14 protein-coding genes are annotated in these 15,635 nt (G+C 32.8%); 7 read left to right on the top strand and 7 right to left on the bottom strand.

The window, feature by feature from the left end; translation table 11 throughout:
* Positions 1–13: 13 nt before the first annotated feature.
* Positions 14–1,972 carry an acetoacetate--CoA ligase gene (locus tag BWZ22_RS07315; RefSeq protein WP_076699006.1) on the top strand — a complete coding sequence of 653 codons (1,959 nt, stop codon included), beginning with the start codon at positions 14–16 and terminating at the stop codon, positions 1,970–1,972.
* Between the two features lie 3 nt (positions 1,973–1,975).
* On the opposite strand, the gene BWZ22_RS07310 is transcribed toward BWZ22_RS07315, so the two are convergent.
* From BWZ22_RS07310 to BWZ22_RS07290, 5 genes are all read right to left on the bottom strand, one after another.
* A complete protein-coding gene (locus BWZ22_RS07310; RefSeq protein ID WP_076699004.1) occupies positions 1,976–4,330 on the bottom strand; it encodes a penicillin-binding protein 1A in 2,355 nt (784 codons plus the stop codon).
* A 61-nt stretch (positions 4,331–4,391) separates the two neighbouring features.
* Positions 4,392–4,913: a gliding motility lipoprotein GldH gene (locus BWZ22_RS07305; protein ID WP_076702355.1), complete on the bottom strand. Its 522-nt coding sequence runs from the start codon at positions 4,911–4,913 to the stop codon at positions 4,392–4,394.
* The gene (locus tag BWZ22_RS07300) at positions 4,900–6,090 is read right to left on the bottom strand and encodes a regulatory iron-sulfur-containing complex subunit RicT (protein WP_076699003.1); all 1,191 of its coding nucleotides are present in this window, start codon (positions 6,088–6,090) and stop codon (positions 4,900–4,902) included. Before BWZ22_RS07300 ends, BWZ22_RS07305 begins: the two co-directional genes overlap by 14 nt.
* A gap of 101 nt (positions 6,091–6,191) precedes the next feature.
* Positions 6,192–6,422: a ferredoxin gene (locus tag BWZ22_RS07295; RefSeq protein WP_076699001.1), complete on the bottom strand. Its 231-nt coding sequence runs from the start codon at positions 6,420–6,422 to the stop codon at positions 6,192–6,194.
* Positions 6,422–7,666: a peptidase U32 family protein gene (locus BWZ22_RS07290; RefSeq protein WP_076699000.1), complete on the bottom strand. Its 1,245-nt coding sequence runs from the start codon at positions 7,664–7,666 to the stop codon at positions 6,422–6,424. Before BWZ22_RS07290 ends, BWZ22_RS07295 begins: the two co-directional genes overlap by 1 nt.
* A gap of 331 nt (positions 7,667–7,997) precedes the next feature.
* Here BWZ22_RS07290 and recA point away from each other — a divergent pair, with 331 nt between their 5' ends.
* The 4 genes from recA to BWZ22_RS07270 all read left to right on the top strand — a co-directional run bounded on the left by recA (position 7,998) and on the right by BWZ22_RS07270 (position 11,587).
* On the top strand, positions 7,998–8,996 hold the full coding sequence (gene recA, locus BWZ22_RS07285; RefSeq protein ID WP_076698998.1) for a recombinase RecA: 999 nt from the start codon (positions 7,998–8,000) through the stop codon (positions 8,994–8,996).
* Between the two features lie 112 nt (positions 8,997–9,108).
* A complete protein-coding gene (locus BWZ22_RS07280) occupies positions 9,109–9,516 on the top strand; it encodes a hypothetical protein (protein ID WP_076698997.1) in 408 nt (135 codons plus the stop codon).
* Between the two features lie 31 nt (positions 9,517–9,547).
* Entirely contained in the window at positions 9,548–10,093 is a 546-nt protein-coding gene (locus tag BWZ22_RS07275) for an RNA polymerase sigma factor (protein ID WP_076698995.1), read from the top strand.
* Complete coding sequence (locus BWZ22_RS07270) at positions 10,094–11,587, top strand: outer membrane beta-barrel protein (RefSeq protein WP_076698994.1); 1,494 nt, start codon at positions 10,094–10,096, stop codon at positions 11,585–11,587.
* 84 nt (positions 11,588–11,671) lie between these two features.
* Here the strand turns inward: BWZ22_RS07270 and BWZ22_RS07265 are convergent, their stop codons facing one another.
* The gene (locus BWZ22_RS07265; RefSeq protein ID WP_076698992.1) at positions 11,672–12,409 is read right to left on the bottom strand and encodes a 1-acyl-sn-glycerol-3-phosphate acyltransferase; all 738 of its coding nucleotides are present in this window, start codon (positions 12,407–12,409) and stop codon (positions 11,672–11,674) included.
* A gap of 75 nt (positions 12,410–12,484) precedes the next feature.
* Between BWZ22_RS07265 and trpS the strand changes: the two genes are divergently transcribed.
* Entirely contained in the window at positions 12,485–13,453 is a 969-nt protein-coding gene (trpS, locus tag BWZ22_RS07260) for a tryptophan--tRNA ligase (RefSeq protein WP_076698991.1), read from the top strand.
* On the opposite strand, the gene dprA is transcribed toward trpS, so the two are convergent.
* Positions 13,450–14,553: a DNA-processing protein DprA gene (dprA, locus tag BWZ22_RS07255; RefSeq protein WP_076698989.1), complete on the bottom strand. Its 1,104-nt coding sequence runs from the start codon at positions 14,551–14,553 to the stop codon at positions 13,450–13,452. The genes trpS and dprA overlap by 4 nt on opposite strands.
* Positions 14,554–14,699: 146 nt before the next feature.
* Between dprA and BWZ22_RS07250 the strand changes: the two genes are divergently transcribed.
* On the top strand, positions 14,700–15,635 hold the full coding sequence (locus tag BWZ22_RS07250; protein ID WP_076698988.1) for an SPOR domain-containing protein: 936 nt from the start codon (positions 14,700–14,702) through the stop codon (positions 15,633–15,635).

Here is a 15,635-nt window from a genome sequence, read left to right as displayed (position 1 = left end):
TACTTTTTATTAAATGGAAAAACTTTGGGAAGCTTCATATAATTTCAAAAACAATAGCCACTTAAAAAACTATTGCAATTGGCTAGCAAAACATTATGGTTTAAAATTTATAGACTACCAAGAATTATGGAAATGGTCTGCAGATAATACCGAAATGTTTTGGGAAAGTATATGGAAATACTTCAATATAAAATCTCATAGTCAGTATTCTAGGGTATTATCATCATACAACATGCCCAACTGCAAGTGGTTTGAAGGTGCTACCTTAAACTATGCCGAACATATTTTTAGACAATCTAAACCTAAAGAAACCGCCATATTTTTTAGTAACGAAACAGGAAAACACATTCAAATTTCATGGGAAGCACTTGAACAAAAAGTAGCTGCTATGATAACCTACTTAAAATCTATAGGTGTTAAAAAAGGCGATTGTGTAGTGGCTTATCTGCCTAATGTACCTGAAGCTACCATAGTATTTTTAGCCGTAAACGCATTAGGGGCTATTTGGTCTAGTACGTCTCCAGATTTTGGTACAGAAAGTGTTGTAAACCGGTTTGCACAAATTAAACCCAAAGTTTTAATTGCGGTAGATGGTTATAATTATAATGGCAAACCTTATGATAAAACCAGTACAGTAAAACAAATTATAAGTTCGCTTCCAACATTAAAAAAGGTAATTATATTGCCTTATTTAAATAACAATGCACTTGATGGTTTTGATGATGATTGTGTAAACATAAACACCATTTTCAGTACATACACTGGTAAATTACAATTTGAAGCAGTAGATTTTAATCATCCTATTTGGGTGTTATATTCATCTGGAACTACGGGTTTACCCAAAGCCATAGTACACTCTCACGGAGGTATTTTATTAGAACACTATAAATACATGGCATTTCATAACGATGTTCATGAAGGCGAACGCTACTTTTGGTTTACTACCACTGGCTGGATGATGTGGAATTTTTTACAATCGGCACTACTTATGGGTGCTTCTATTGTGTTATATGATGGCAGTCCAACATATCCTAAATTTGATGCGCTTTGGAGTTTTTCAGATGATTTAAACATTAATTATTTTGGTACTAGCGCTCCTTATTTGGTAGCTAATATGAAAAAACAGCTTAACATTAAAAACAAACACAATCTATCATCTATAAGGTCTATAAGTTCTACTGGAGCACCTTTACCTACCGAAGCCTTTGATTATGTATATAAAAACATAAAACAAGATGTCTGGTTATGCTCTATGGCTGGAGGAACAGACGTTTGTACCGCTTTTGTTGGGGGTACACCATTAAATGCTGTTTACTCTGGTGAAATTCAATGTCGTGCTTTAGGAGTGTCTTTATATGCTTTAGATGATTTAGGCAACCCTATTGAAGATGATTTAGGCGAAATGGTAATTGATAAACCCATGCCCTCAATGCCTATTTACTTTTGGAACGATAAGGATAATGCCAGATATAAATCGAGTTATTTTGAAGATTACCCAGGCAAATGGCGCCATGGCGATTTTATTAAAATTAACTCTAAAACGGGCGGACTTGTTATTTACGGACGCTCTGATGCTACTTTAAACAGGCACGGTATAAGAATTGGCACTAGTGAAATTTACAGAGCTGTAAATAAAATAAAAGCTGTTGAAGACGCCTTAATAATTAATCTTGAATTAGAAGGCGGTAAACATTACATGCCACTATTTGTTAAACTTAAAGAAGGCATTGATTTAACAGACGACATTAAACAAGCCATTAATAGCCAACTAAAAAGTGATTATTCTCCACGCCATGTCCCCGATGAAATTATTGAAGTAAAAGACATTCCTTATACCATTAGCGGGAAAAAAATGGAAGCACCTATAAAAAAGATATTACTAAAAATGCCCATAGAAAAATCTATTAATATAGATGCTATGCGCAATCCAGAATCAGTAAAGTTTTTTATTGAATTTGCTAAAACTATTTAGAACTTAAAACTCTAATTCTTCTGGTATATCATCATCTAAATTATCATCAATAGGATTATCTTTTGACATTTTAGAACAATCAACCACTATTGATAAATCTTTAGGTTCTTCAAAATCTTCTTTTGAAATGTTAAGAGATTCATCAGCGTAACAGCTTTTCATATATAGCGCCCAAATAGGTAATGCCATAGCAGCTCCCTGCCCGTAGGTTATACTTGCAAAATGAGCAGCCCTATCTTCTGCACCAACCCAAACTCCAGTAACTAAATTAGGCACCATACCCATAAACCAGCCATCACTTTGATTTTGAGTAGTTCCAGTTTTACCTGCTATTGGGTTGGTAAATTCATAGGGATATCCAGTAACCACTTCTCTATAATCTGCTCTATAAGAATCTGCTCCCTTAGTTCTTAATCTAGCACCAGAACCATGTTCTGTAACACCTTCCATTAACTTAACAGCTACATAAGCCGTTTCTTCACTCAAAACATCGCGTGTTTCTGGTTTAAATTGGTATAATACCGTACCATTTTTGTCTTCAATTCTGGTTACCATAACAGGTTTGGTATACACTCCTTTATTTGCAAAGGCCGAATAAGCCCCAACCATTTCATAAACACTTAAATCTGGTGTTCCTAAAGCAATTGATGGTACAGGAAGAATTTCAGACTCTACACCTAGTTTTTTTACCAAATCTACTACTGGTTGCGGGCCAACCTTATCAATTAACCTAGCTGTAATAGTATTTACAGAATTTGCTAATGCATTTTTTAAGGTTCTTGTTCCTCCGTAATCATTTTCTCCACCAGAGTTTCTTGGACACCATTCTTCTGGGTTTCCGTACTTGTTTGCTTCAATGCAAAATGGCGTGTCTGGAAATTCTTGACACGGCGAATAATGTAATTGATCTATAGCTGTGGCATATACAAAGGGCTTAAAGGTAGAGCCTATTTGACGTTTTCCTTGCATAACCATATCATACTGAAAATGCCTGTAATTCATACCACCAACCCAAGCTTTAACATGACCTGTATGTGGATCCATAGACATCATACCTGTACGTAAAAAAGATTTGTAATAGCGCATAGAGTCCCACGGTTTCATAACCGTATCTACTTCGCTAGCTCTACCTTCTTTCCATTCAAAAACCGTCATTTTGGTTGGTTTATGAAAAGAGGCTTCTATTTCTTTATCAGATTTTTTTAAATCGTATTTCATATGCCTCCATCGTTCTGATTGCTTCATAGAACGACGCATTAAAGTGTCTATGGCTCCATGTGTTAAATCTAAAAACGGTGCTGTTGGATTTCGCTTTGGTGTATTTTGATGAAAAAATTCTGCTTGTAGCCTTGGCATATGTTGTTGTACAGCATCTTCGGCATATTTTTGCATACGAGAATCTATGGTAGTATAAATTTTTAATCCATCGTTATATAAATTCCATTTTGAACCGTCTGGTTTCGGATTTTTTTTAATCCAATCTTTCATAAACCCATCTAAATACCCTCTAAAATACGTGGCTAATCCTTCACGGTGAGACTCTGGTGTATAATTTAAATCTAATGGTGTTTTTTGAAGCGAATCTTTAACTTCTTCTGTGATATAATCATACTTATACATTTGTGCCAACACTACATTGCGCCTATTTTTAACACCTACTGGATTTCTATGAGGTCTTGGATTGTAGAGTGATGAGTTTTTAAACATTCCTACCAACATAGCCGACTCTTTTACAGATAATTCTTTAGGCTCTTTACCAAAATAAATACGTGCTGCACTACGGATACCATCGGCATTATTACCAAAATCGTAAATATTAAAATACTGTGCTATAATTTCTTCTTTGGTGTACTGTTTCTCTAATCTGGTAGCAATAATCCATTCTTTTACCTTTTGAAGAATTCTTCCAACTGTATTTTTAGATCCTTCGCCATGAAATAATTGTTTTGCCAATTGTTGTGAAATGGTACTAGCACCTCCGCCTTGACCCATTTTTACAACAGCACGAAGTGTTCCTCTGGCATCTATACCTGAATGGCTATGGAAACGTGCGTCTTCAGTAGCTATTAAAGCATCTACTAAATGTTTAGGTAAATCATCATAACTAACAGGAGTTCTGTTGTCATTAAAATAGAACTTCCCAAGGGTTTCCCCATCAGAAGAAATAATTTCTGTAGCTAAATTTGTTCTTGGGTTTTCTAATACGGTGTGGTCTGGCATATCACCAAAAACACCCCATGAGGCTAATAAAAAAATAAGTACTACAGATAAAATGCCCGCAGAAAACAACATCCAAAACCAACGAACGTATTTTGAAAAATCTGGGGCTGTGGTTTCTTTCTTTTTTGCTTTTGCCATTTATTCTTAAAATATTAAAAACACTTAGCCTAGGCTTAGTGTGACAATTGATTCTCTATTTTTATTTGGTGGTTACTGGTTTTTCAATTCTAAAACCCACATCGGTAATTCCTTCTAATTCAACAACTCCATTTACCTTACCACTTTCTCTCATAGCATGTTGAATGTTTACCGTGTACTCTCCTGTTTCGTTAAAAACAACACGTTCTTTATACCAGAGTTTATTTTCTTTAACATCGGTATATCCGGTTCCTAGTAGCTTGCCACTAGGATCTGCCATTCTATACTCTAAAGTATCTTTTATTGTTTTCCCATGCGGAAAAACCATTTCAACAATTAAAAACAAGTTATTGTATTTGTAAGCATTTGTATTTCTTAAATTAACAAATAAATTGTAGGCATTTGTTGAGTCTGGTGGATTTATTTTAAAGCTAACAATAGAATCTTTATGCCATTTTTTGGGAATTGACTTATACGTATCAAATACCCTATTAGAATCACATGAAACCAATACAAAAGAAAAAATTAAAAAAAATAGCCAAATACCTGCCTTAAACACAGTCGAAAGATTATTTTGCCGCATTTTTACTGTTTTGAGGTTTTCTTTTGTTTTTACTTCTGTTTCGGTTATTCTTTCTGTTCCTATTGTTTTTACGTCTTTTTTTAGGTTTTGGATTATCAAAACGTGTTAAACTGTCTTGACCTACAACGTTCTCAAACTCTGTTTTAGTATCATCGGCAAGGTCTGCAGCATATTCTTCAAGACTTGCTATTTTTTGTTTTTTATTGTTCAAATCAATAATTTCATTAACCTGTTCTGTGGTTAATTTATACCAATTATTCCATTCGCCGTCGTAGGCAAACCACATATGTCTTTTAAAAATATCGGTTTTTTGGCAAACGGCAACACCTTTTTCTGTTTGAAGTTTGGTGTCTGATTTTGGAAAATCTTTTAAGGCATCTAAATAAGTGTCTAATTCATAATTTAAACAGCATTTTAGTTTACCGCATTGTCCTGCTAATTTTTGAGGATTTAATGATAGTTGTTGATAACGCGCTGCCGATGTACTTACAGAACGAAAATCTGTTAACCATGTTGAACAACACAATTCTCTTCCGCAAGAGCCTATGCCGCCAAGTCTTGAAGCTTCTTGACGGAAACCCACTTGTTTCATTTCTATACGAGTTCTAAACTCACGTGCAAATACTTTAATGAGTTCTCTAAAATCTACACGTTCTTCGGCTGTGTAGTAAAAAGTTGCTTTACTACCGTCTCCTTGAAACTCTATATCAGATATTTTCATTTGCAACTTTAAATCTATTGCAAATTGGCGGGCTTTTACCTTCATAGCCTCTTCTCTATCACGAGCTTTTTGCCAAATATCTATGTCTTTTTGTGATGCTTTTCTATAAATTTTAAGCCCTTCTTCAACATTATCAGAGATATTTTTGCGTTTCATTTGAACGCGCACTAATTCTCCTGTAAGGGTAACCATACCAATATCATGACCTGCTTTTGCTTGGGTAGCCACAATATCACCAATACTAAGTGAAATATTCTCTGGGTTATGGTAGTATTCTTTCCGTCCGTTTTTATAACGAACTTCTACCCAATTAAAGGGTTTCTCGCCGCTAGGAAGCGACATATTTGATAACCAGTCAAAAACAGTTAGTTTATTACAACTATCTGTTCCGCAAGTACCATTATTTTTACAGCCTTTGGGTTGGCCATCTTTTGTTGAACAGCTTGCACAAGCCATATTTTTTTATATTGAATTCGTTAATAATTAAATTATTACGAATGACGGTTCATATTTAAATTCGATTTGTAAAGATAAGATTATTATAATTACATTAAAAACTAAACATTTTTAACACTAATAATCTTTACAGGACATGCTTTGGCAGCTTTATCACAGTCTTCAAAAATAAATTCATCTTGAGATTTTATAGTGTAAAAGCCTTTTTTTTCTTTTGAATGTAGCAACACACTTTTTCCATCTTTTTTAGACATTTGGAACTGGTTGGGTGCTAATTCTACACAATAATTACACCCAATACACTTTTCGCGCTGCAAAGTAACTACTACCATTAAGCCTCCACTTTGTTTTCTACAATTTTATAAAGCTTATCTGAAGGTCTTATTCTAAATCCTAAAGGAATAGTAACCGAGTCTCCTTTTGATGCTGTTGTTAATTTTTCATCATTAACTAACATTTCTTCAATATTTAACTCTTTAACTCCTGTAGTAGGGCCTGTTATTAAAATAGTATCTCCTATTTTAAGATCATAAGCTTCTATTTTAAACTCGCCAATTTCTGGCTTTGGAAAATAGTGCATACCCTTGCCAATGTATACTTTCTTTTGGGTTGCATGAGAACCAGAACCTTTGCTCCATTCTCCTAGTTTTTGCCCTAGGTAATACCCACTCCAAAAACCACGATTATAAACGGTTTCTAAAGTTTGCATCCAAGAAATAACTTCTTCTTTATTGTAAGTACCGTTTGCAACACTGTCTATAGCTTCTCTGTAGCATTTAATTACTTTTGCTACATATTCTGGTGCTCTACCTCTACCTTCAATTTTCAAAACTTTAATACCTGCATCAACAACTTGGTCTAGAAAATCTATAGTACATAAATCTTTAGGAGACATGATATATTCATTATCTAGCTCCATTTCAAAACCAGATTCTTGGTCTATTACGGTATACTTTTTTCGGCAATTTTGTTTACAAGCACCTCTGTTTGCAGAAGAGTTATAAGAATGTAAACTCATGTAACACTTACCAGAAACAGCCATACAAAGTGCACCATGACCAAAAATTTCAATTTCTACCAATCTGCCTGATGGTCCTTTTATTTCTTCCTTTTCAATTTGCTCTGTAATCTTTTTTACTTGACGTAAACTCAACTCCCTACTCAACACCATAGTATCGGCAAACATAGCATAAAACCTAACAGTTTCAATGTTTGTTATATTTATTTGAGTAGAAATATGCACCTCCATACCTTGTTCTCTAGCCATACCAATTACTGCTTGATCCATAGCAATAACAGCAGTAATATCTGCCTCTTTTGCTCTTTTTATCAATGTTTTTACAATTGATAAATCATGGTCATAAATAATGGTATTTAAGGTAAGATAAGTGCGTACATTTTTTTCTTTGCATCTTCTTGATATTTCCTCAAGATCATCCAAAGTGAAATTTATCGATGCTCTTGCCCTCATATTAAGTTGCTCTACTCCAAAATACACTGAATTAGCTCCGTTATCTAACGCAGCTTGAAGCGACTCAAAATTTCCGGCAGGTGCCATTAATTCAATCTGTTGCATAATTTTTTATTTGCTCTAAAAATACCTGACTTACTTTTTTTAGATTTTGCAAAGGTAAGGCTTTTAATACTATATTAATAGCATTGATTTTGTGGTAAGCTTAATTAGTGTTTTTTAAAATAAAAAGGAAAAAGCACTTTAGAGGCATAAAGTGCTTTCCAGTCAGAATTGAGTTAGTTTTAGTTATAACTTAGTAGGCTTATTTCATAGCAAAGTTTTTCCCACTTTAATACTAGATGCAAATTATACAAAAAGGTTGCGTAATAAAAATTGTATTGTGAAAAAAGAAGTAGTATTTTAGCATATAAAACTTCAGAAAAAAAACAGATAAATGAGTAGCGAAAAAGAAGCAAAATTAAAAGCATTAAAGCTTACATTAGATAAATTAGACAAAGCCTACGGTAAAGGCACTGTAATGAAAATGAGTGATGCCGCAGTAGAAGATGTTGATGCTATTTCATCAGGGTCTTTAGGATTAGACATTGCTTTAGGTGTTGGTGGTTATCCACGCGGTAGAGTAATAGAAATTTATGGTCCGGAATCATCGGGAAAAACCACACTAACACTTCACGCTATTGCTGAAGCTCAAAAAACTGGTGGTATTGCCGCATTTATTGATGCAGAACATGCTTTTGATAGATTTTATGCCGAAAAACTAGGTGTTGATATTGATAACCTTATTATCTCTCAACCTGATAATGGCGAACAAGCTTTAGAAATTGCAGATAACTTAATTCGTTCTGGTGCTATTGATATTGTAGTAGTAGATTCGGTTGCCGCTTTAACACCAAAAAGTGAAATTGAAGGCGAAATGGGCGACTCTAAAATGGGGCTTCATGCGCGTTTAATGTCTCAAGCATTACGTAAATTAACAGCATCTATTAGTAAAACTAATTGTACTGTTATTTTTATTAACCAATTACGTGAGAAAATTGGTGTTATGTTTGGTAACCCAGAAACCACAACCGGTGGTAACGCCTTAAAATTCTATGCATCGGTAAGATTAGACATTAGACGTTCTACCCAAATAAAAAATACTGATGGTAGTATTGCAGGAAATAAAACAAGAGTAAAAGTGGTGAAAAATAAAGTAGCACCACCTTTTAAAATGGCCGAGTTTGACATTATGTATGGCGAAGGTGTCTCTAAAGTAGGTGAAATTTTAGACATAGCTGTAGATAATGAAATTATTAAAAAAAGTGGTTCATGGTTTAGCTATCAAGACACTAAATTAGGTCAAGGAAGAGACGCCGTTAAAAACCTAATAAAAGATAATCCTGAACTTATGGAAGAACTTGAAACCAAAGTTAGAGATATTGTAACTTCATAAAAACCATATAAAATCCCGAAATTATCGGGATTTTTTTATTTTCGTACGCAACCATTCTACCTCAGTAGCATCTATAGGTTAAAACATGTATTTAACCCTAAAACCATTTGCTATGAAAAGAATTATTCCACTTTTATTAGCTTTGTTTTTTTTAAAATCATGTAGCACAACTAATGATAATGGCTTCTTTTTTGAAATCTCCCCAGTTGAGAGTGTGACAATTCCATCTGAATTTATTTCAGGAAAGGCTTATGATTTAACAATTTCATATTTAAAACCATCTACATGTTATGCTTTTTATGATTTTTATTATTTAGAAGAATCAAATGAAGTAATTATTGCACCCATAAATTATGTTTTTGAACGTAATGATTGTGAAGCTTTGGATAATAAAATTGTTGAAGTAGACTTAAATTTTATTGTAACCAATAATGGTCCCTATATTTTTAAGTTTTGGCAAGGCGAAGACAATAATGGTGAAAGTCAATTTTTAACTATTGAGGTTCCTGTAGTTGAATAAAAGTTAAGTGTTAATTAATGAATGTTTCAGTTTGAGTTTAAACCAACTCATAGAAAATTGTAAAATTAATGATACTAAAGCTCAAGGAGAATTATACAAACTTTTTTCAAGTAAGTTGTTCTCCATTTGCTTAAAGTATTCGCGCAATTATGCCGAAGCAGAAGATAATTTACAAGATGCATTTCTTACAATTTTTAACAAAATAGGGCAATATAAACATAAAGGTTCTTTTGAAGGCTGGATAAAACGCATTACTGTAAACACCGTTTTACAAAGGTACAGAAATGATAAAGTTTTTGATATAGTAAATGAAAACAACATTGAAGACGAAGCAATTGAAGTTGATGATGATGAAAACTTCTCTTTAGATTTTCTTTTACAAATCATTCAAGAATTACCAGATAGGTATCGGTTGGTTTTTAACCTCTATGTACTTGATGGATATTCACATAAAGACATAGCAGACATGCTAAACATAAATGTAGGCACTTCAAAATCTAACTTAGCGCGTGCAAGACAGATTTTGAAACAAAATATAAAAGATTACAAATTGTCTCAAAGTTTACAATCATTATAAATGAGTGATAAAAAACATATTGATAGGTTATTTCAAGAAAGTTTTAAAGATTTTGAAGCTACTCCAAGTGATGCTGTTTGGAAAAACATAGAAGCTAACCTAAACAAGAAAAAGAAAAAACGAGTTATCCCTATTTGGTGGCGCTATGCAGGTGTTGCAGCATTACTTTTGCTTTCACTGACAATAGGCGGTTTTTATTTTAATAAAAGTAGTAATACAGACCCTATTGAGGTAGTAACTGAAGAAGACAATAACACCCATTCCTTAGACTTAAAAAACTCAAACACACCCAATGAGTTAAACAAGAAAAATTCTGCTATTTCTAATTCTAAAGAAAATAATGAAGCCCTTGAAAAATTAGATGAAGCCCCAGCTCCTTCAAACAATTCTGTTCCAGAAAACAAAACATCTATTGCCAAAAGTTCAGAAACAAAAACAAAAAACAATAATGGTGTTGATAAAAAATTAAAAAGCAACTTCACCAATAATCAGAATAACAAAGCTATTGCAAAATCAAAAGAAACCAATAATCAGAATAAAACGCAGAACAACATAAATAATAATGCTTTGGCAAGTATTAAACCTAACGAAGAAATTGATGACGCTGATACTCTTCAAAATAAATCAACAAAAAACAACAGTATAGCCCAAACAAAAAACAAAGTAACAGAAAAGCAAAACCAAACTGTTGCTGAGAATAAAGAAGAAAAAGCACCTCTTACTATTGAAGAAGCTTTAGAAGAAAACAATGAACTTTTAGAAGAAACCAAAAAACCTACACGGTGGGCAGTTACACCCAATGCAGCTCCTGTTTATTTTAATACCTTAGGGCAAGGTTCTTCCTTAGATCCACAATTTAATAACAACTCTAAAACTGGCGAAGTTAATATGAGTTATGGTATATCTGCTAGTTACGCATTAAATAATAAAGTAAGTATACGTACTGGTATTAATAAGTTAAACTTAGGATATAATACTAATGACGTTGTTATAGTTAATACAGCTGGTGTAGTTCAAAGTTCTTTAAGAAACGTTAAAGAAGGTACTAGTAGTAATAGCACAGCCTCTAATAATGTTTCTTTGGTAAGTGAAGCTACTATAAATAAAGCACCACAATCTTTAACCTCAACCAACACAACTATTAACCAAGCATTTGGTTACATTGAAATACCTTTAGAAATTCAATATGCTGTAATTAATAAAAAACTTGGTCTTAATGTTATTGGTGGGTTTAGTTCATTCTTTTTAAATGACAACGAAATATATTCTGAAACAGAAACTGGTTCTAGAGTATTCTTAGGTGAAGCCAATAACTTAAATAAAGTAAGCTATAGTGCCAATTTTGGTTTAGGACTTAATTATAAATTTACTAAAAAAATAGATTTGAATTTAGAACCCATGTTTAAATATCAATTCAATACATTTAATAATACATCTGGTAATTTTACTCCCTATTTTATAGGCGTATATACCGGTTTTGCTATAAAATTCTAGGTTTTTGGTTAGATCTGGGTAATGAGTTTTCAATTAAGCTCGGAAACCATTATCAAAAAAACTGCTCCTTCCCAGAGCAGTTTTTTATTGATTAAAAGTTTTTAACTGATTCAATATTAACATTCTAGCCTTTTCATTTAAGCACTTAGTATTTTCAACTGTTAAGCCATGAGTTAATAAGAATTTATGAATTTTAACCCGCATTCTACCAGGGCCACCACTAAAAAATGTATAAGAAAATCGTTTTTTATTATCGGCAAACGTTAAAGGCACTATTGGAATTTGGTGATTTATAGCTAACCTAAAAGCACCATCCTTAAAGTTATCTAGCACAATATGTTCCTCTGGCACGCCACCTTCAGGAAAAATACAAATACTTAAACCTTGCTTAAGCCTTCTTTGAGCCCTTAAAAAAACTGCTTGTCTACTTTTAACAGAACTTCTATCTACTAAAATACAAGTGCGTTTATAGAAAAACCCAAACAACGGTATTTTTGCCAATTCCTTTTTACCTACAAATACAAAAGGATTTTTAACTGATGCTAACATCAACATAATATCTACCATAGACGTATGATTTGCTATAAACATGTAGCTTTTTCCCTTTACCGGAACTTCCTCTTTTATAAAAGAACATCTAAACCCCATACCTATTAAAATAAATTTAGCCCAAAAACGCGCCAATTTAAAAAAGAAAGGATACCATGATTCCTTTGAAATTGATAACAACAACAAAGGAAACAATACTATAATAGGTACCGCCACAAGAATGTAAAACCAAATGCGGTAAAGTGTCCAGAAAATATATTTAAAAACAATCATTCTGGTCAAAAATACACAATTGTATTGAGCATTTCTATTAAAAAAATTACCTTTGCCTGCACATTAAAATTAATTATGGCAAGAATACTAACTGGTATACAAAGTACAGGAACACCGCATTTAGGAAATATTTTAGGCGCAATTATACCTGCAATAAAAATGGCTGAAAAGCCAGAAAACGATTCGTATTTATTTATTGCAAATTTGCATACACTTACACAAATTAAAGATGCAGAAACATTGCGTAATAACACCTATTCTGTGGCTGCAACCTGGTTAGCTTTTGGTTTAGATATAGAAAAAACAGTATTTTACAGACAAAGCGATGTGCCTCAAGTTACCGAATTATCATGGTATTTAAGTTGTTTTTTTCCGTACCAACGTTTAACGCTTGCACATGGTTTTAAAGACAAAGCCGATAGATTAGACGATGTTAACTCTGGCTTATTTACCTACCCTATGCTTATGGCTGCAGATATTTTATTGTATGATGCCGATATTATTCCCGTTGGTAAAGACCAACTTCAGCATATTGAAATGACTCGTGATGTTGCTTCTCGTTTTCATAATAAAATGGGAGAAACCTTTGTAATACCCGAAGGAAAAATACAGGAAAACATCATGCTTATTCCTGGTACTGATGGTGAAAAAATGAGTAAAAGTAGAAACAACACCATCAATATATTTTTAAATGATAAAAAGCTGCGTAAGCAAATTATGAGTATTCAAACAGATAGCACACCGCTTGAAGAACCTAAAGACTGGAGTACTTGTAATTGTTTTGCTATTTATAAATTATTAGCATCAGATGAGCAAATAGCCGCTATGAAAGCTAATTACGAAAACGGTAATTATGGTTATGGGCACGCTAAACAAGCCTTGTATGAGCTTATTGTTGAAAAATTTGCCAAACAACGAGAAACATATCACTATTACATGAATAACCTTAATGAGCTAGACAAGGTGCTTTCTGTTGGTGCTGAAAAAGCCAAAATAGTTGCTAATGAAGTTTTAAATAGAGTAAGAACAAAAATTGGGTATTAAAGTGCCTCAAACATTTTCCCTGGTAAAGGCCTAACAACCCCTTTTAACTCCATATTCAATAAGGTACTTGATACTTTAAAAATAGGTAGGCTACAATTTAACGCAATAATATCTAGTTGTTGTTTATTGTTTTCTTTTAAGTAATTATATATTAATTTTTCAGTAGCATCAAGCTCTACAAATAATTGTTTTTGTACGGTAGGTTTAGGTTTGTCTTCCAACTGCCAATTTAAAATATACGGAACATCTAAAGGGTTTGAAAGCAACAAAGCCTTTTGTTGTTTAATTAAATTATTACACCCAATACTTTGGGTATCTGTAACCCTACCAGGAACGGCAAAAACATCTCTGTTGTAAGAATTGGCAATATCGGCAGTTACTAAGCTTCCTCCTTTTTCGGCAGATTCAATAACAATAGTGGCTTCACTTAATCCGGCTATAATTCTATTTCGCTTTAAAAAATTATTTCTATCAAAAACATCTGTACTCCAAAAATCTGAGAAAAAGCCTCCGTTTTGTTCTACATCAACCATATATTTTTTATGAGATTTTGGGTAAATTTGGTTTAACCCATGCGCTAAACAGCCCACAGTTTGCAAGTTATTTTTTATAGCTGCTTTATGCGCTGTGATATCAGTTCCGTAAGCAAACCCTGAAACTATTACTGGGTTATAGGGTATTAATTGTTCTACTAGTTTTTCGCAAAAGGCTATACCATTAGTGGTAATTTTACGAGTGCCAACAATACTAATTATTCTATGATTTTTTAAATTAATATTTCCAGATTGAAACAATAAAATAGGCCCATCAATACAATGTTTTAGCCGTTCGGGGTAGCTTTCATCTTTAAAATAGGTAACTCTTATATTGTTGGCTTTAATAAATTCAATTTCGTTTTCAGCAGCCTTTAAGTGATTAGAACTATGAATTCCTTCTAATATTGATAAACCAATGCCATCAATTTTAATAAGATTTTGCTTTTTTTCTTTTAAAACGGCTTCTGCCGACCCGCAAAAAGAAATAAGCCTTTTAGCTGTAATATCTCCTATTTTAGGTATGTGTTGAAGCGCTAATGTGTAAAGCAAATCATTTTCAGTCATTTGTACAAATAAAATTTTTAGCTACAAGAAAAGCAATTTTAATTAAAATGTAAACCCCAATCTATAAATGGTAAAATACTTGTGTTTGTTAATAAATAGTTTTGAGTAGGCTTTAAAGTAAAACTAATTTTTTTAACTTTGTTTTCATGCAACTTGAAACCTACATTAGCGACTTATTATACCGATACGAGTGTGTTACTATTCCAGAGTTTGGAGCTTTTTTAACGCAACGTAAATCGGCTTATATTGATGATTCTACCAACACGTTTTCTGCTCCCAGTAAAAGTTTATCTTTTAATGAGCAAATTCAAAAAAATGATGGCTTATTAGCACATTATATTGCTGATATTGAAAAAATTCCTTTTGAAGAAGCTAATAAAAAAATAGCTAAACGTGTTAAAATATTAAAGTCTTTTTTAACTCAAGGTGAAACGCTTACCTTTAAAAATATAGGTGAAATAGCTTTAAATAATGAAGGTAAAATTTTGTTTGAACCTACATATCATCTTAATTATTTAACAGATTCGTTTGGGTTGTCTCAGTTTGTATCACCATCTGTTAACAGAGAGGTTTACAAAAAAGAAGTTGAAGCACTTGAAAAAGTTGTTCCTATTGCAATTACTACAGAGAAACGTAAATCTAAATCTTATTTAAAATATGCTGCTGTAGCTTTAATTGCTCTAACTTTAGGTGGTTTTGCTGTTTCTAATTATTATGTAAATGATGTTAAAACGCATAACCAATTAGCACAAGAAGAAGCCGCTCAAGAATTAGAAAACAAAATACAACAAGCTACTTTTAGTTTAAATCCATTGCCTGCTATTAATTTAAAAGTTACTAAACAAACAGGTAAATACCATATTGTGGCAGGAGCTTTTAGAGTTGAAGAAAATTGCATTAAAAAAATAAAGCAACTAAAAGCAGAAGGTTTTAAGGCTAGAAAAATTGGTGTTAACAAATATGGTTTGCACGAAGTTGTATATGGTAGCTATGAAGATAGGCTTGAGGCTTTAAAAGCATTAAGAGCTATTAAAAACACCCATAATAGAAACGCTTGGTTATTAGTTAAAAAACTAGATTAG

The organism is Seonamhaeicola sp. S2-3, assembly GCF_001971785.1.
GTDB lineage: Bacteria > Bacteroidota > Bacteroidia > Flavobacteriales > Flavobacteriaceae > Seonamhaeicola.
The sequence above is the reverse complement of the archived record's forward strand: the minus strand, read 5'-3'. Positions and strand labels throughout refer to the sequence as shown.